This is a genomic window from Actinoplanes sp. NPDC026623 (genome assembly GCF_040638275.1).
GTDB lineage: Bacteria > Actinomycetota > Actinomycetes > Mycobacteriales > Micromonosporaceae > Actinoplanes.
Genome location: NZ_JBEZXZ010000047.1, coordinates 1 through 16,148, shown reverse-complemented (window position 1 = coordinate 16,148; position 16,148 = coordinate 1). Strand labels below are relative to the sequence as shown.

The 16,148-nt window shown below is 71.8% G+C and carries 12 protein-coding genes; 5 read left to right on the top strand and 7 right to left on the bottom strand.

The window, feature by feature from the left end; all coding sequences use genetic code 11:
• Window positions 1-4: 4 nt before the first annotated feature.
• The gene (locus AB0F10_RS16660; protein WP_360624860.1) at window positions 5-1,174 is read left to right on the top strand and encodes a pyridoxal-phosphate dependent enzyme; all 1,170 of its coding nucleotides are present in this window, start codon (window positions 5-7) and stop codon (window positions 1,172-1,174) included.
• A gap of 79 nt (window positions 1,175-1,253) precedes the next feature.
• On the opposite strand, the gene AB0F10_RS16655 is transcribed toward AB0F10_RS16660, so the two are convergent.
• Window positions 1,254-2,219, bottom strand: coding sequence for a DUF1702 family protein (locus tag AB0F10_RS16655; protein ID WP_360624857.1), 966 nt, complete (start codon window positions 2,217-2,219; stop codon window positions 1,254-1,256).
• Between the two features lie 261 nt (window positions 2,220-2,480).
• Between AB0F10_RS16655 and AB0F10_RS16650 the strand changes: the two genes are divergently transcribed.
• Complete coding sequence (locus tag AB0F10_RS16650) at window positions 2,481-3,287, top strand: AfsR/SARP family transcriptional regulator (protein ID WP_360624854.1); 807 nt, start codon at window positions 2,481-2,483, stop codon at window positions 3,285-3,287.
• A gap of 16 nt (window positions 3,288-3,303) precedes the next feature.
• Here AB0F10_RS16650 and AB0F10_RS16645 read toward each other — a convergent pair whose 3' ends face one another.
• The 6 genes from AB0F10_RS16645 to AB0F10_RS16620 form a co-directional block, all read right to left on the bottom strand.
• On the bottom strand, window positions 3,304-4,662 hold the full coding sequence (locus AB0F10_RS16645) for a cytochrome P450 (RefSeq protein ID WP_360624852.1): 1,359 nt from the start codon (window positions 4,660-4,662) through the stop codon (window positions 3,304-3,306).
• Window positions 4,659-5,135 carry an acyl-CoA thioesterase gene (locus AB0F10_RS16640; RefSeq protein ID WP_360624849.1) on the bottom strand — a complete coding sequence of 159 codons (477 nt, stop codon included), beginning with the start codon at window positions 5,133-5,135 and terminating at the stop codon, window positions 4,659-4,661. Before AB0F10_RS16640 ends, AB0F10_RS16645 begins: the two co-directional genes overlap by 4 nt.
• A gap of 113 nt (window positions 5,136-5,248) precedes the next feature.
• Window positions 5,249-5,857: a response regulator transcription factor gene (locus AB0F10_RS16635; protein ID WP_360624846.1), complete on the bottom strand. Its 609-nt coding sequence runs from the start codon at window positions 5,855-5,857 to the stop codon at window positions 5,249-5,251.
• Window positions 5,858-5,923: 66 nt separating this feature from the next.
• Window positions 5,924-7,042 carry a histidine kinase gene (locus tag AB0F10_RS16630; protein WP_360624843.1) on the bottom strand — a complete coding sequence of 373 codons (1,119 nt, stop codon included), beginning with the start codon at window positions 7,040-7,042 and terminating at the stop codon, window positions 5,924-5,926.
• A 173-nt stretch (window positions 7,043-7,215) separates the two neighbouring features.
• Complete coding sequence (locus tag AB0F10_RS16625; protein ID WP_360624840.1) at window positions 7,216-8,307, bottom strand: branched-chain amino acid aminotransferase; 1,092 nt, start codon at window positions 8,305-8,307, stop codon at window positions 7,216-7,218.
• Window positions 8,308-9,046: 739 nt separating this feature from the next.
• Window positions 9,047-10,342, bottom strand: a complete 1,296-nt coding sequence (locus tag AB0F10_RS16620) for a cytochrome P450 (protein WP_360624837.1) — start codon at window positions 10,340-10,342, stop codon at window positions 9,047-9,049.
• Between the two features lie 523 nt (window positions 10,343-10,865).
• On the opposite strand from AB0F10_RS16620, the gene AB0F10_RS16615 reads away from it, so the two are divergent.
• From AB0F10_RS16615 to AB0F10_RS16605, 3 genes are all read left to right on the top strand, one after another.
• Entirely contained in the window at window positions 10,866-12,635 is a 1,770-nt protein-coding gene (locus tag AB0F10_RS16615; RefSeq protein ID WP_360624834.1) for a non-ribosomal peptide synthetase, read from the top strand.
• Between the two features lie 22 nt (window positions 12,636-12,657).
• Window positions 12,658-14,013, top strand: coding sequence for an MFS transporter (locus AB0F10_RS16610; protein WP_360624831.1), 1,356 nt, complete (start codon window positions 12,658-12,660; stop codon window positions 14,011-14,013).
• A partial coding sequence (locus AB0F10_RS16605) for an amino acid adenylation domain-containing protein (protein ID WP_360624828.1) occupies window positions 13,988-16,148 on the top strand: 2,161 nt, incomplete at its 3' end. The genes AB0F10_RS16610 and AB0F10_RS16605, both read left to right, overlap by 26 nt.

Here is a 16,148-nt window from a genome sequence, read left to right as displayed (position 1 = left end):
ACCGGTGGGCGAGGCTCGGCTGGAGCGCGGCGACCACGGACATGAGACATACACCTACGACTACGCGAGATCTCTGCTGCCCGGCCCCGGCAACGGAGCCGGCATGTGGCGCTATCAGGCTCTGCTGCCACGGCCGGACGAGCCCACAAGATATCCGCTGCTGGTGGGTGGCACGCCCTTGCGCGCCCCGCGGGCGCTTCGGCAGATGCTCGAGCTGCCGGGGCTGTGGCTCAAGGACGAGACGACCGGGCCGAGCGCGTCGAACAAGGACCGGGCTACGGCTCTCGTGATCGACGAAGGGCTGCGCACCGGTGTCAGGGTCGTCTCGACGGCGTCGACCGGCAACGCGGCCCTGTCGACGGCTATCGGCGGCGCGGCCGCGGGCCTGGCTGTCGTCATCTTCGTCCCGGACGACTGCGCACCCGCCAAAGTGGACCTGATGGTCGCGCGGGGAGGGCACGTCTTCAGGGTCCGTGAGGGTTACCGTGCCGCGTTCGAGTTGTCCCGGCAGGCCGCGGCCCGGTTCGCCTGGCTGGACCGCTGCACCGGGCTCAATCCGCTGACCGTCGAGGCGAAGAAGACAACCTCGTTCGAGGTCTGGGAGCAGCTCGGTGGGCGCGCGCCGGAGGCGGTGGTGCTGCCGGTGGGCGACGGGGTGACGCTGATCGGCGCGGCAAAGGGTTTCCGGGAGCTCGTCGCCTGCGGGGCGCTGGCACGGGTACCCCGGATCATCGCGGTGCAGGCTCAGAACTGTGCGCCGCTCGCCGCGAGGTGGCACGGCAACCCGGCACCGGCCCACTGGCCGGGCACGGTGGCCGACGGCATCGAGGTGCCGCAGCCGATGCTCGGGGACTGGACCCTCGACGAGGTACGGGCCGCCCGCGGAGACTTCGTCACGGTCAGCGACGCCGAGATCCTCGACGCGGCAGGCCTGCTGGCCGGCGTGGCGGGAATCGCGAGCGAACCTGCCGGCGCGGCGGCCCTCGCCGGCCTGCGCCGGGCCGTCGCGGGCGGCCTGCTCGAGGCCCGCGAGACGGTGGTCGCCTGGGTGACCGGGGCGAACCTGCCGGCCGCGCCGGCGGGCGCGGCCCGGCCCGGCGCGGTGTTCACGATCTCGGCCGATCTGGACGCGGTGGCCGCCGCGCTGGCCGACACCCCGATTCCGGTGTCCTGACGAACGGCCTTCACGTCGCCATGTCGGGCCGGTTCACCGGCCCCCTGTCACCCCGGGGGATGCGCTGAGACCCCGGCGGTCAGGCATCTACGAAATGGGCGCTGATCCGTTGCCGCCACAACTCGTACGCGGGCTCGGCCCCCGACTCATGGACGGCGGTGGCGTCGGCGAGGGCGATCGCCTTGTCGATGTCCAGGTCGGTGAGGGCCAGGCAGGCGGTGGTGGTGTAGTCCGGCACCAGGCCGGCGTACGAGCGGGCCTTCACGGCGAAGATCGAGCCCAGGCCCAGTTGCGCCTGCTCCTCACCGGCGGCCCGCCGCAGCACGGCCAGGCCGTCCGGGTCGCTCCCACCGGCAAAGGTGGCGGCCAGACCCACGCCACTCCACAGGTCCGGCTGGCGGTGGGCGGCGAAGCGGCGTACCGCGGCTGCGACGTCGGGCGCCTGACCCCCGCAGATGAACCACAGCGCCCGGCCGATGCCCTGGTCGACCGCGCGGAGGAAGTAGTCGGGCGCGCCTTCCCAGCCGTACGGCTCGGGCAGTTTCTGCTCGGTGACCCAGCGCGGCGTGTCGAAGTAGGCGCGGTCGAAGCCGTACCCGTCGACCGCCAGCCAGCTCATGGTCGGGTGATAGGGATCGCCGTCGAGGTCGGGGACCACTTTCTTCCACAATGGCCGCGGCAGCCGGGCCATCGCGAAACCGATGCCGATGTACGCGAGGAAGATGTGCCGGCTCCCCGGCCCGAGCAGCAGATCACGGGTCCGGTGACCGCGGCCCATCGCGTCGAGAACGGTACAGGCCATCGTCGCCCCCTCGTAGGCGAATCCGCGCAGTTCCGCCTCCACCAGCTCCAGGCGGCGCTCGACCTCCCACTGGTCACGGGCATCGATTCCCCACTCGAACCCGCAGATCACCGCCTGGGGAACGGCCTCCAGGTGCCGCACGGCGGGGGACGGCCCGGCCGGGAAGCCCCGCTTGGCGAAAGTCACGTCGGCGAGCTGAGGCGAGAGTACGAGCCTGCGCACCGATCCGAAGACAGTTGGCATTTGTCCACCTTCTGTGATTGTCGCCGACGGTCACCCGACCATCGTGGCGGGCGGCCTTTGCGGGCGGCCACCTCCCGGTTGCTGTCCGCCGGGTGGCCCGGTCCGGAGGTCCGAGCCTGCGATCAAGCGAATCTCGCGATGTCATGCCCGCGGCATGAATTTCTCACCGTCCGGGTCGTGACCAGATCTCTGGAGTGCCGGGTGCTACTCGACGCATGCTCTGAACGGCAAACCCGCCGCGCGAGCGATTGGAGCTGCGAGATGGACGAGGAACACGGAAACGTGACCCTGCGGTTGCTCGGCCCGGTGTCCGCCCACCTGCTAGGCAAGCCCGTGATGCCGAGCGCGCCCAAACAGCGCCAGCTGCTCGCGCTGCTCGCGCTGCACGCCGGCCGGGTGGTCACCACGCAGACGCTGGTCGAGGAACTCTGGGGCGACGAGCCGCCCCGCAGCTTCGCCACTACCCTGCAGACCTACGTCCTGCAGCTGCGGGCCCGGCTGGGGGCGGCCGCCGGGGACCGCGAGTGGGCGCGGCGGCTGCTCGAGACCAAGTATGCCGGCTACCAGTTCAACGCGCTGCTGTGTGACACCGACGTGGCGGAGTTCCAGCTTCTGGTGCGTTCCGGGCGCCGGGCGGCGGAGGCGGGGGACCCGGCGGCCACCGCCGAACTGCTGGGCGGCGCGCTGGCGCTCTGGCACGGGCCGGCCATGGTGGACGTGCCGGCCGGGCGGGTCCTCCGGGCGGAGGTGGCGGCGCTCGAGGAGACGCGGCTCGGCGCGCTGGAACGCCGGATCGACGCCGACCTGGCGCTCCGCCGCCACGCTGACCTGCTGGAGGAGCTGACGATGCTGGTGGAGAGAAACCCGATGAACGAGAACTTCCGGGCCCAGCTGATGACCGCCCTCTACCGCTCCGGCCGGGCCGGTTACGCGCTGGAGGCGTTCCGGCAGGCGCGCAGCGTGCTCCGGGAGGAACTGGGGGTGGAGCCGGGCCCGCGGCTGCGGCGACTCCACCAGGCGATCCTGACCGGGGACCTGGACGCCGAGTCGGCCTGGCTGGCTTCGTGACCGGCGGCCCCGGCGGTCAGGCCGCAAGCACCCGGACCGGCAGGCCGCCCCGCACCCGGAGGGACAACATGGCCTCCGGCACCGGCTCGGCCGGTCCCGCGAACTCGAACCGGAAGCGGCGCGCGACCATGGCCGCGATCAGGGTGGCCTCGAGCATCCCGAGGTGGCTTCCGACGCAGACCCGTGGGCCGGCCCCGAACGGGATGTAGGCGTAACGGTGCGCGACGGGCGGGGCGTCGGCCGCGAATCGCTCCGGCCGGAACTGGTCCGGTTCGGTCCAGAAGTCGCGGTGCCGGTGCAGCGTGTACGGGCTGATCATGACGTCCGCGCCGGCCGGGACCGGGTATCCGCCGATCTCGTCGGTGGCCAGGGCACGTCTCGGTAGTCCCCAGACCGCGGGGTAGAGCCGCATCGTCTCCTGGATGACCATCGTGGTGTACGGCAGGCCGGTCAGGTCGGCGTGCCCGGGCGTGCGGTCGCCGAGCGCCGCGACGGCCTCGGCACGCATCCGCTCGGCCGCTTCCGGGTGCTGGCTGAGCAGGTACCAGGCCCAGGAGAGAGTGCTCGCCGTGGTCTCGTGCCCGGCGAGGAGCATCGTGACGATCTGATCGCGCAGGAGGTTCCAGCGGGCGCCGGCGCTCGGCTCGCTGTCGGCGGCGCGCAGCAGCATCGCCATCAGATCGGACCCTTCCGTGCCAGCGCCCCGTTCACGGGTGCTGACGAGCGTCCGTACCGCGTCCTCGATTTGCCGCCGCGCGGCGCGGAAACGCCGGTGGCGGGGCAGGGGCAACCACAGCGGTAGCGCGCCGAGCGTGACCATCTCGAACATCGCCTGTTCCTGCGCGGTTTCGAACGCGGATCCCAGGAAGCTCAGCGGGCTCAGGTCGGCGTCGAGCAGCGTCCGGCCGAGGACGTCCATGGTGAGCGCCGTCATCTCCCCGGCCAGATCGACGACGTCGCCGGTCCGGGCCTCCAGGCGCCCGGTCAGCTTGACACCCGCCTCGGCAACCACCCCGGCGAAGCCCGCGATGCGCTCCCGGCGGAACGCCGGGGAGATGACCCGGCGCTGACCCCGCCACGTCTCGCCCTCGCTGGTGAGCAGGCCGTCGCCGAGGATCCGCCGCCGGGCCTCGGCCAGGCCCAGCCCTTTGTGGTAGTTCGCGGCGTTGTCGGTGAGGACGTGCCGGGCGTGGTCCGGGTGGTTGAAGAAGTAGAGGGTCTTGGGACCCATCGCGAAGCGGACCACGTCGCCGTACTCGTCCGCCGCGTCGGACAGCAGCCGCAGCCGGTCACCCCACAGCTTGCGCAGCAGTCCGGGAGTCGCCCACGGCGGTGGCCCGGGGTAGGACCGGGGGCCGGTCCGGACCAGGCTCATGCCCGGCCTCCGGAGCCGCAGCCCGCGGCCGACGGGGCGGGGGCGACCGCGTAGGCCCTCAGCGCCGATCCGAGCTGCGGTGGCACCCGGGCCGGGGTGGTGGCGGCGCCGTCGGTGCCGCGCATGCAGGCCATCCGCTGACGACTCCGGGCGATCAGTTCCTCCCCGCTTCCGCCCACGCGGACGAAGTCGAAGGCGAAGCCGATCTGGGTCGGCGACAGGTGCTCCAGCCGCATCCTGATCGACACCTCGTCGAACGCGGAGATCTCGCCCAGCTGTTCGTCCTCGGACTCGACAGTGCACAGCTCCAGATCGCCGTTCAGCTCGTCGAGCACGCTCGGAGCGTGCTCAAGCAGGAACATCTCGCGGCACCGGCCCTGCCAGCGCACGTAGTTCACGGAGTAGACGTTGCCGACGAGGTTGGTCTCCTCGAAACCGACGACGTGCCGGTACTCGTAATACTGCTTCCTCATGGGCCGCCTCCGGCAGTCGCTGACTTACGACCAACATGCGGGCCGAGAGCGCTCCGCTCCATCTCGGACCTTGCTCACAGAAACGGCAACTCATGATCACCGAGAGGCACCCGCTACGGCAGCCAGCCCGAGTCGTAGGCCATCTTGACCGCGTCGACGCGGTTGCGGGCGTGCAGCTTGGTCACGACCGTCGTGAGATAGTTCCGGACGGTCCCGACGGACAGGTACAGGGAGCGGGCGATCTCCTTCGGATCGGCACCCTGGGCCGTCAGCCGCAGGACCTCGTGTTCCCGGGTCGACAGCGGGTTCTCACCGCAGTCCCACGCGGAGAGGGCCAGCTGCGGGTCGATCACCCGGCGGCCTCCAGCGATGGTGCGGATGGCGTTGGCCAGCTCCTCCGGCGGAGAGTCCTTGAGCAGGAAGCCGGACACCCGGGCAGTCAGCGCCCGGCTGACCGTTCCGGAGCGGCCCAGGTTGGTGAGGATGAGGGTGCGGCATCTAGGCAGCTCGGTCCTGAGCTGGGCTGCCGCCGACAGGCCGTCCAGGCCCGGCAGGCCGACGTCGAGCACCGCGACATCGGGCCGGCAGGTCAGCGCCGTGGGAACGATGTCCGCGCCGTTCTTGACGGCCGCCACGACCTGCAGATCCTGCTCCAGTTCGATGAGGGCCACCAGTGCCCCGCGAACCATGGCGACATCCTCGGCCAGCAGGATCCGCAGCATGGCAACTCCCCTCCGTGGGACCTTTCCGGCAGGCGCCGAGGGCGATGAGGTGCGTCCGGAGCGGTTCTACCGGACACCCACGGGCGCGTCAGCTCCGCTGGTGATCGTCGCGAGCACATGGAACCATCCGTTGTCGCGCACCATTGCGCTCAGAGTGCCGCCGACCGCTTTCAGCCGGAAGGCGAGGTTTTCGAGTCCGCCACCGTCGCGGTGGGTGGCGGCGGTCTGCGGCACTCCGTCATTGGCCACCGACAGTGTGACGTGCTCCTCGGTCTGCTCCGCGGTGATCCAGCAGCTCCGCGCGCTGCTGTGCCGGAGGACATTCGTGATCAGCTCACGGAGGATCATGGCCAGGGCGCTGTCGACCTTGTCGGGCAGTATTCCGCAGTTCATCTCGACGTGCACCGCGACGTCGGCGTCGGCGAGCAGTGCGGCCGTGGACGCCACCTCCTGCGCCAGCGAGATGTTGCGGTAGCCGTCGGCCACCTGCCGTACGTCGGCGCCGGCCTCTCGGGCGATGGCGACCACGTCCCGCAGGTGGTTGCCCGCCGAGGCGGGATCGCTGCTCATCAGCCGCCGGGCCAGCTCGGCTCTGAGCGTGATCGCGGCCAGGCTGTAACCGAGGAGATCGTGCAGGTCGCGGGCGAAGCGGAGCCGTTCCTGGACCACGGCCAGCTGCGCCTGTTCGACGTGCCGGCCGTGCGCCTGTCTGAGCACGTCGGTCAGGCGGTACGAGCCGAACATGGTCAGGCCGATGGCCAGGCTGGCGACCGCTGTCACGCCCGCGCTCCGGAGGCCGAGCCCGAGCGCGGTTGCGGCGGCGAACAGGCTCACGACGACCGCTCCGAACAGCGCCCAGGCGGCCGGGCCGGGCACCACGAGCAGCACGGACGCCGCGAGGAATCCGCCCATCCCGGGCCAGGTGGCGCCGGTCACCAGCGGCAGATAGGTGGCGAGCCCCTGGAGGGCGAGCACTCCCATGCGCAGCCACCCCGAACTCCGAGCCGCCCGCAGGAAGAGCAGGGTCTGCAGCACCGCCAGGGCGATGACCGTGGCCAGGCAGCCGGTCAGCTGCCGCGCCGGCATGGGCGCGGCCAGGATCGCGCTGACCTGCACCGCCAGGAGCGCGGCGAGGATCATCAGCCGCAGGCGGATGACCTCCGGCAAGCCGCCCTGTGCAGTCATTCGGCAACTCCTGAAATCAGGTGTTCGCGGAAGGTCGAGCGACGCAAGGACCAATGCGTCGGGGATGCACAGCGTTGAAGGTGCCCGGCGTCGGGGCGGACAGCTCGGCCCCGCCCGCACGGTGGCCGGATGGGACGCCTGAATAGACAATTGTCGAATTGGTGGATCGGCGGTCAGCACACGGCGCGCGTCCACTGCCGATCGTCGGGGATGCGGCCGTACTGGATGCCGAGCAGTTCGTCCCGCAGGCGCATGGTGACCGGGCCGGGGCGACCGTCGCCGATCGGCCATGCGTCATGCGCCCCGCGCACGTGGCCGACCGGCGCGATGGCCGCCGCCGTTCCGCAGGCGAAAACCTCGGTGATCAGGCCGGCCTCGCACTCATTGCGCCACTGCTCCACGGAGATCCGCTCCTCGGTGCGGCCGAGGCCGAGCCCCCCGGCCAGCTCGAGCAGCGAATCCCGCGTCACCCCCGGCAGGAGCGTGCCGGTCAGCGCCGGGGTCACGAGCGTGGGGGAGCCGCCGTCCGCCGCCTGCCGGACGAAGCAGAGGTTCATTCCGCCCATCTCCTCGACCCACCGGTGCTCGGCCGCATCGAGCCAGACCACCTGGTCACAGCCCTGCTCCACGGCCTGCCGCTGGGCGAGGAAGGCGGCTGCGTAGTTGCCGCCGGCCTTCGCGGCTCCGGTGCCGCCGGGCGCGGCGCGGGTGTACTCCTCCGACAGCCACACCGTCAGTGCCGACGGGCCGGTCCGGGTGCTGAAGTAAGCGGCCGCCGGGCTGGCTATCACGCAGAACAGATAGCTGCGGGACGGCAGGGTGAAGCCCAGCGTCGGCTGGGTAGCGATCATGAACGGCCGGAGGTACAGGCTCGTGCCTTCGCCGTGCGGCACCCAGTCGCGGTCCTGCCGGACCAGTAGCTCGATGGCGCTCACGAAGGTCTCGACCGGGAGCTCCGGCATCGCCAGCCGACGGGCGGATGCGTTGAACCGGGCGGCATTGCGCTCCGGGCGGAACAGCGCGATCGTCCCGCCCGGCCGGCGGTACGCCTTCATCCCCTCGAAGATTTCCTGTCCATAGTGGAAGACGGACGCGGACGGCGGCAGGGCGAGGGCATGGAACTCCTCCAGTCGCCCGTCGTGCCATCCGGGCCCGGCGTCCCAGTGCAGGGTGATCATGTGGTCGGTGAACACTTGTCCGAAGCCCGGCGCGTCCAGCGTCGCCCCCCGCTCCGCGTCGGACATCGGACGGCCGCTCGGATGCATGTCGAATTGCAGGATGTCTACTGCCCTCCCCCGTGGATTGGCATAGTGCGAACGGCCCAGTCCCGCAGCATGGGGGGCCGTTCCGGTGACGTTCTTTTATTGATTCCCGGGGCGCCGCCGTGATACCTGGTCGTCGGGAAACGCCGCTGAGTTGGCATTCCGGCGCACAGATCCGGTGGCATCCGATCGACCGGCCGGTAGGTCCGGTGGTGCATCGCACGACCGGGCGGACCCACTCACACCAATCGCCTCCCCGCGTAGGCTTAGTGGACCGCAGCGAAAATCGCTGCTCAGCGATGGTAGATCAGGTCGCGTTCACGCGTCGAGACCCTTCGATCAGGTGTTCGGCCGCCTGGCCTGCGTCTTCTTCGCAAATTGCCAGCTCAGCGTGGATCTGAAGATCTTTTGTGGATGGTTCGGCCGTTGCTCTGACTCCACGCGGCCCGGGCGACCACGTCGGACCCGCGTCGGCGGCCAGGTCGCCGATCGGCCGAATTCCGCTTTCGAATATCAGTTACATCACTAAAACGACATTGATGCTCATCGCTATCAAGTTCCCCATATAAACACCCTCATCTGTGTCGAGAGAGGAGCCCGGGGAATCTTCGATCCTATTTCCCGTCTCGGTGCGGCGGGCGCCGGACCCGGTGCCGTCCATCCTGCCGGAAACATTCGGGCGGCGCCCTTCCTGTTGCGTGCGCCGGCGAGGGATCGGCCGGCCGGCGACCCCGGGGCCCGGCTACGCCGCCGTCCAGCGGCCCGGCAGCCGGGCCGGGGCCAGCAGCCCGGCGCAGCTTGCTTCGATGCTCTCCACCGGGGGCAGATCGAGCGCGTAGTCGCGGGCCAGGACGGCGGTCATCGCGACGAGCTGCACCATGGCGAGATGCGAGCCGGGACAGAAACGCGTCCCGGATCCGAAGGGCAGGTACGCGTGGCGGGCGTGCGGCTGGCCGGGCCGTAGCCAGCGGTCCGGGGAGAACGTCTCCGGCTCCTCCCACCAGCGCCGGTCCCGGTGAATCAGGTACGGACAGATCAGAATCTCGCAGCCCGCCGGCACCCGGTGGCCGAGGATGTCCGTGGGTCGCGTGGTGGTACGCGTCAACAGCCACTGGGGCGGATACAGCCGCAGCACCTCGCGAATGACGGCGGTGGTGTACGGCAGGGCGCGGGCGGAAGTCGGGTCGTCCGTACGCAGGCCGGCCGCCTCCTCCGCGATGCGGTCTGTGACGGACGGGTGGGCGGCCAGCAGCAGGGCCACCCAGGCCATCGCCGTGCCCGGCACACCGTGCGAGGCGAACATGATGGTCCGCAGGATCGACACCACCCGGCCCGGCCCCGGGCCCTGCCGGTCGGCGATCAGCGCATCCAGCAGGTCGCGGGGACTGCCCGGCGCTGCCGCACGGGTCCGTTGCTCGACGACGCCGGCGAGCTGGGCGAGAAGTCTTCCGTTGGCCACCGTGGCGGCGCGAGCGGCGGGCCGGGGCAGCCATGGCACCCTGCCCTCGCCATTGACCAGCGCGTGCAGGGCGGTCTGGAACAGCCCGTCCGCGGACTCGTACAGCTCGTTGCGGATCGCTTCCGGGGTGGCGCCGCCCACGCAGAAGTCGACGATGGCCCGGCCGAGGATCCCGCGCGCCGTGCTCAGCACGTCGATCGGGCGACCGGCGTGCCTGCGTACCTCCCCGGACATGGCGTTCAGGAAGCGGGTCAGGTGCAGGTGGGTGACGCGGTCCCCGACGGAGCGCCACACCTCGCGCCGGACCCGCATCCAGTCCTCGACGTGTGCCTGCAGGGCCGCCTGTTCGCGGGCGTCACCGCGGAAGCCGGCATCGATCAGGAAGCTGTCGTTGGTGGCGGCGAGGATCCGGTGGGCGGCCGCCACGTCGTGGACGGCGATGGTCCGCGGCCCCAGCCGCACCACGTCGCCGTACCGGGAGCGGTTCTCCCGCAGCCAGCCGATGCGGTCCCGCTCGTAGTTGATGACGTCACCGACGAACCACCGGCCGCGAGGGCCGGGTATGTACTGGGCTGTCACGCCGCTCCTCCTTACCGGGCGAATGGCGGGCGGCCGCGCTCCCGGGAGGGGGAACGCGGCCGACGGGAACGATGGGCCGGTGCTAGGGCCGGATGCAGATCTCCGGGATGTACAGGTACGCCCCACTGACCCGGGAACGACGGAGGCGCCGGCTGAGCGCCCGAGCATAAGTCAACATTTCTTCACCTCCCATCGATGTCATCGGCAGGAATGCCTGTTTGCCGAAAATAGGCCAGAGGCGGCTGCCACACAATGCGCGCCTTCTGTGTGGCCGCCTCCGCCGGGCACCCGCCGGGCCGCGAAAGTCCAGCTCAAGGTCGGTGCGTCAAGGCGAAATAATTAGGGAGCAAGTGATTTCGACGCTACTAACAGAGCAATTTCGAGTATGTCTTGCGGGGGCTCACGGATGTACCGTCACTGTTTGTCCGCAGATTGGCGTCCCGACACGGGGGGATCCCAGAAATGCGTTATCGGATACTCGGCGATCTCTGTGTGGTCGGTCCGGCCGGCCTGAGGAATGCTTGTGGCTAGCGTGCCGGTCGAACCGCTGGCGGCATTCCTCTGGCAGGCCGCACTGCGCCCGGCGGCGGTGGCCATTCTGGACGACGAGGGGCCGTGGACCTACCGACAGTTGGCCTCGGCGGCCGCCAGGCTGGCCGACCGGCTCGACCGTGCGGGCGTGGAACCCGGTTCGTTGGTCGGCCTGTCGGTGACCCGCGGCCGGCGGGTCGTGGCCGGCATCCTCGGCATCTGGCTGCGGGGCTGCGCGTACGTGCCGATCGACCCGGACTATCCGGAAAGCCGCCGCAGCTACCTCGCTCGTGACGCGGGAACCGGCCACCTGGTGGTCGACGGCCCGGACGACGGATTCGCCGTGGCGCCTGGGGAGTCGCCGCCCGGCGAGCGCGAACTGCCCGGTGGCCTCGCCTACGTGATCTACACCTCGGGCTCGACCGGCGAGCCCAAGGGGGTCCTGGTCCGCCACGCCAATCTGCGGGCGCTCTTCACCGCGGCCGCGGAGGTCATGCCGGCCGGGCCGCAGGACGTGGGCACGGTGTTCCACTCCTACTGCTTCGACTTCAGCGTCTGGGAGATCTGGCGGGTGCTGGCGGCGGGCGGGCGGTGCGTCTTCGTGCCCGCCGAGGCGCGCACCGACGGGGAGAGCCTCGGCCGGCTGCTCGCGGGGCAGCGGGTCACTCTGCTCAGCCTCGTACCGTCGGTCTTCGCGAACCTGGTGCAGGCGGTCCGGGCCGACCGGACGGCATTGCCGCACCTCCGTGAGGTCGTCCTCGGCGGGGAAGCGATGGACCTGAACGTCGCACGGACCTGGCTCGAGCTCGGTGTCGCGCCGCGGGCGCGACTGGTCAACATGTACGGCATCACCGAGACCACGGTCCACGTCACCGCCCGGCCGCTCGACGCCGAGCGGATCGCCGCGTTCCGGGGCCCGGGCACGCCGATCGGTCGGCCCCTGCCCCACCTCCGGGTCACCGTCCGCAACCCCGACGGTGCGGAGACGCCTCCCGGCGAGGTGGGGGAGATGCACGTCGCCGGTGGCGGCGTGGCCGCCGGGTATCTCGGCCGGCCCGAGCTGACCGGCCGGCGGTTCCGGCCCGGCCCGGGCGCCGAACCCGGGATCTGGTACCGCACCGGCGATCTGGCCCGCCGCGAAGCCGACGGAGAGCTGGTGTATCTCGGCCGGAGCGACGCCCAGATCCAGCTGCGCGGCCACCGCATCGAACCGGGTGAGGTCGCGGCGGCCATCGGTGCGGTGCCCGGCGTGGCCGGCGCCGGGGTGACGGTCGTGCCGAACCGAGGGGGCGAGCCCGTCCTGGTCGCCTGCTACGTGCCCGCCGGGGCGGCGAGTCCCACGGCCGCTGAGTTGCGCGCCGCGCTGCACGACCGCCTCCCGCGTCATCTGGTGCCCGCCCGGCTGGTTCCGGTCGACCGACTCCCGGTGACGGCGCAGGGAAAGCTCGACCGCGCGGCGCTTGTCGTCACGGCCGGCGGGGTCTCCCCGGCCGGCCACTGGCAGACGCTCGTCGCCGACGTGTGGAGTGCGGTGCTCGGCTTCCGGACCGGCGAGGTCGCGGCGGACGACGACTTCTTCGAGCTGGGCGGGCACTCGCTCGCGGCCGGCCGGGTCGCCGGCCGGCTCAGCCGGCGTACCGGCCGGGCGGTCACCCTCCGACTGCTGTACGACCACCCCGTGCTCAGCGACCTCGCGTCGGCGCTGGCCGGGTTCGACGGCAATGGTGCCGTCAACGACAAGCGGCGCAAGCCCCATCGATAAGCCGGCCGGGGAGGCTCTGCTCATGCAGCGGTTCGCGATCATCTGGTCCGGTCAGTTCATCACCCTGGTCGGCAACTCCGTGCTCCGGTTCGCGTTCGTCATCCAGGCCTGGACCGCCGGTCAGCAGGCCACCCAGGTGGTGCTGCTCGCGCTCTGCGGCGTGCTGCCACAGGTGCTGCTGAGCCCCACGGCCGGCGCGCTGGTGGACCGGTGCCGCAAGCGGACCGCGTTGATGCTCGCCGACCTGGGCGGCCTGGTGGTGGTCGGCGGGCTCACCGTCGTCTACTTCGTAGGACATCTGGAGCTGTGGCAGATCTATCTGGCCGCCACCCTGCTCGGCGCGACCGCCGCGTTCCAGTATCCCGCGCTGTCGTCGGCGGTCCCGCTGCTCGTCGGCAAAGCGCACCTCCAGCGGGCCAACGGCCTGCTCGGAACCGCCCGGAGCACGGCGGAGGTCTGCGGGCCGGCGCTGGCCGGGGTGCTGATCGGGACGTCCGGGCTCGCCGCGATCCTCTGGGCCGACCTGCTCAGCTTCGTGGCCGGGCTGGCCACCATCTGGTCGGTCCGGTTCGCCGAGGAACGCCCCGGCCGTGCGCCGGGCGGGGCGCCGCGCCGGCGGCTGATCGGCGACTCGCTCGACGGGCTGCGGTTCCTGTTCGCCCGGCCCAGTCTGCGGGGGCTGATCCTGATCGTGTTCACGGTGAACCTGGTGATGGTCTTCGGCTATTCGGTGCTGCCACCGATGATCCTGGCCCGGACTGGCAACGACACGGCCGCCCTGGCCGCGGTGCTGAGCAGCATCGGCGTCGGCGGGATCCTCGGCGGGCTGGTGGTCGGGGTCTGGGGCGGGCCGAGGTCGCGGATCCGCGCCATGCTGCTGGGGATCCTCGGCATGTGCGTGAGTTCGCTGATCGCCGTGGCCGTGGTCCGGGACGTGCGGGCCTGGTGCGCGGCGGTCGTGGTGGGCGCCGTGCTCATGGCGATCGTCAACAGCACCGAACAGGCGATCATCCAGACCAAGGTGCCGTCCGACCGCCAGGGCCGGGTCTTCGGCGCGGTCCTAGCGGTGTCCCAGGTGTCGGTGCCGCTGGCGATGGCGCTGTCCGGGCCGCTCGCCGATCACCTCTTCGAACCGCAGGCGGCGACCGGCACCGGCCTGGTCGGCCGGCTCCAGCCTCTGCTCGGGACCGGGCCGGGCAGCGGCATGGCGGCCATGCTGCTGATCGCCGGCGTCGGCGGGTCGGTCGTCGCGCTCTGGGGCCTGTCCAGCCAGCCGGTGCGTGACATCGACCGCCTCGTACCCGACATCGAGGAGTCCCCCGTGACCGACCGGACCACGCAGGAGGTGGACGATGCCGGCGAGCCCGTTCGAGGGTGACGGCGACCGGATGCCCTGCATCCACGATTTGTTCGAGGCACGGGTGGCGCGGGATCCCGGCCGGACCGCGCTGGTCTCCGGGACGCGGAAGCTGACCTATGGCGAGGCGGACGCCCGTGCGGACCGGCTGGCCCAGCGGCTGGTGGACGCCGGTGTGCGGCGCGGCTCCGTAGTCGGCGTGCACTTGGACCGCGGTCCCGACCTGGTGATCGCCGCCCTCGCCGTGCTCAAGGCCGGCGCGGCGTACCTGATGCTCGACCCTGACCTGCCGGCGGCGCGGCTACGCGAGTTGGCCGAGGACGCGGGAGCGGTGGCGGTGATCGCGCCCACCGGCGAGGCGGTGCGGCGGCTGGGGCTTCCGCTGCGACCCGTACGGGTGGCCGATGCCGCTGGGCCGGCACTGCCGCACGGCGCGGGCGGTGCCGGACCAGAGGACGTGGCCTGCGTGATGTTCACCTCCGGCTCGACCGGCCGGCCCAAGGGGGTCGCCGCGCCGCACCGGGCCGTCACCGGCACGCTGTCCGGGCAGCAGTACGTGCCGTTCGGTCCCGATGCGGTCTGGCTGCAGTGCGCACCCGTCTCCTGGGACGCGTTCGCCCTGGAGCTGTGGGGTGCCCTGCTGTTCGGCGGTGTGTGCGTGCTGCATCCCGGCCCACGCCCGGACGCCGTGGTCATCGCCGGGCTGGTGGCCGCGCACCGGATCACCACGATGTACCTGTCCGGCAGCCTGTTCAACGTGCTCGTGGACGAGTACCCGGGGGCGCTCGCGGGGCTTCGGCACCTGATCGTGGGGGGCGAGGCGCTGTCGCCGGCCCACGCCGGCCGCGCGCTACGCCGGTTCCCGGAGCTGCGGCTCACCAACGGGTACGGGCCGGTCGAGGGCATGATCTTCGTGACCACCCATCCGGTGACCCCGGACGATGCGGAGCGCGGTTGTGTGCCGATCGGGCGGCCGCTGCCGGGCAAGGACGCGTACGTGCTCGACGCGCGTCTCCGGCCGGTGCCCGACGGAGAGGCCGGCGAGCTGTACGCCGCCGGCGCCGGCCTGGCCCACGGCTACCTGGGCCGCGGCGCGCAGACAGCCGAGCGGTTCGTCGCCGACCCGTTCGGTACGCCGGGCACGCGCATGTACCGCACGGGCGATCTGGTCCGCCGGCAACCGGGCGGCCGGCTGGAGTTCGCCGGGCGCGCGGACGCACAGGTGAAGGTCAACGGCTACCGGATCGAGCCCGCCGAGATCGAGGCCGTGCTCTCCCGGCATCCCGCCGTGCGTCGGGCCGCGGTGGCCGCCGAGGCCGCCGGACCAGACGAGAAGCGGCTGGTGGCCTACTGCGTAGCCGCCGGTGGACAGCGGGCGGAGCCGTCCGGTGCCGAGCTGCGCGCCCACGTCGCCGCCGCGCTGCCGGACTTCATGGTGCCGGCGGTGTTCGCCACTGTCGCCGCGCTGCCGCTGACCCCGACCGGCAAGCTCGACCGCGGAGCGCTGCCTCGCGCCGCCCGGCCGTCCGCCGCGCAGCACCGGCTCTGGCTCCTCGACCAGCTCGGTGCGGGGCTCGCCTACACCCTGCCGGTCCTCATCCGGCTGCGGGGCCCGGTCGACAGCGCAGCACTGCGCGCCGCTCTGTCCGATGTGGTCGACCGACACGAGCCGTTGCGCACTGTTTTCAGCGCCGGGGACGGCGAGCCCCAGCCCCTGGTGCTGCCGGCCGGCCGGGCGGATCCCGTCCTCATCGAGGTGCGGACGACCGGCGCGGAGCGGGAGGGCCGGATCGCCGAGGCCGCCCGGCACCGCTTCGACCTGCGTGTCGAGCTGCCGGTGCGAGCCGCCTTGTTCCTCGACGACGGGGACGGGCAGGCGCGCGCCCTCCTTCTGGTCATGCACCACATCGCCGTCGACGGCTGGTCGCTGGTGCCGCTGCTGCGCGACCTGTCCCTCGCGTACGCGGCCCGGGCCGGCCACGAGGTCCCGGACCTGCCGCCGCTGCCGGTCCCGTACGCCGACCTCGCCGCGGAGCAGCGGGCCCGGCTGGGAGACCGGGCCGACCCGGACAGCCCGGTCTCCCGCCAGCTCGACTTCTGGACGGCCGAGCTCGCCGGCCTGTCCGGGGGCCTGCGCCTGCCCCGCCGGCCGGACC

Excerpts from the sequence above, each read along its gene's own strand:
- AB0F10_RS16625 (WP_360624840.1), bottom strand. The coding sequence starts at position 8,307 with ATGCATCCGAGCGGCCGTCCGATGTCCGACGCGGAGCGGGGGGCGACG.
- AB0F10_RS16630 (WP_360624843.1), bottom strand. The coding sequence starts at position 7,042 with ATGACTGCACAGGGCGGCTTGCCGGAGGTCATCCGCCTGCGGCTGATG.
- AB0F10_RS16655 (WP_360624857.1), bottom strand. The coding sequence starts at position 2,219 with ATGCCAACTGTCTTCGGATCGGTGCGCAGGCTCGTACTCTCGCCTCAG.
- AB0F10_RS16635 (WP_360624846.1), bottom strand. The coding sequence starts at position 5,857 with ATGCTGCGGATCCTGCTGGCCGAGGATGTCGCCATGGTTCGCGGGGCA.
- AB0F10_RS16650 (WP_360624854.1), top strand. The coding sequence starts at position 2,481 with ATGGACGAGGAACACGGAAACGTGACCCTGCGGTTGCTCGGCCCGGTG.
- AB0F10_RS16640 (WP_360624849.1), bottom strand. The coding sequence starts at position 5,135 with ATGAGGAAGCAGTATTACGAGTACCGGCACGTCGTCGGTTTCGAGGAG.
- AB0F10_RS16645 (WP_360624852.1), bottom strand. The coding sequence starts at position 4,662 with ATGAGCCTGGTCCGGACCGGCCCCCGGTCCTACCCCGGGCCACCGCCG.
- AB0F10_RS16610 (WP_360624831.1), top strand. The coding sequence starts at position 12,658 with ATGCAGCGGTTCGCGATCATCTGGTCCGGTCAGTTCATCACCCTGGTC.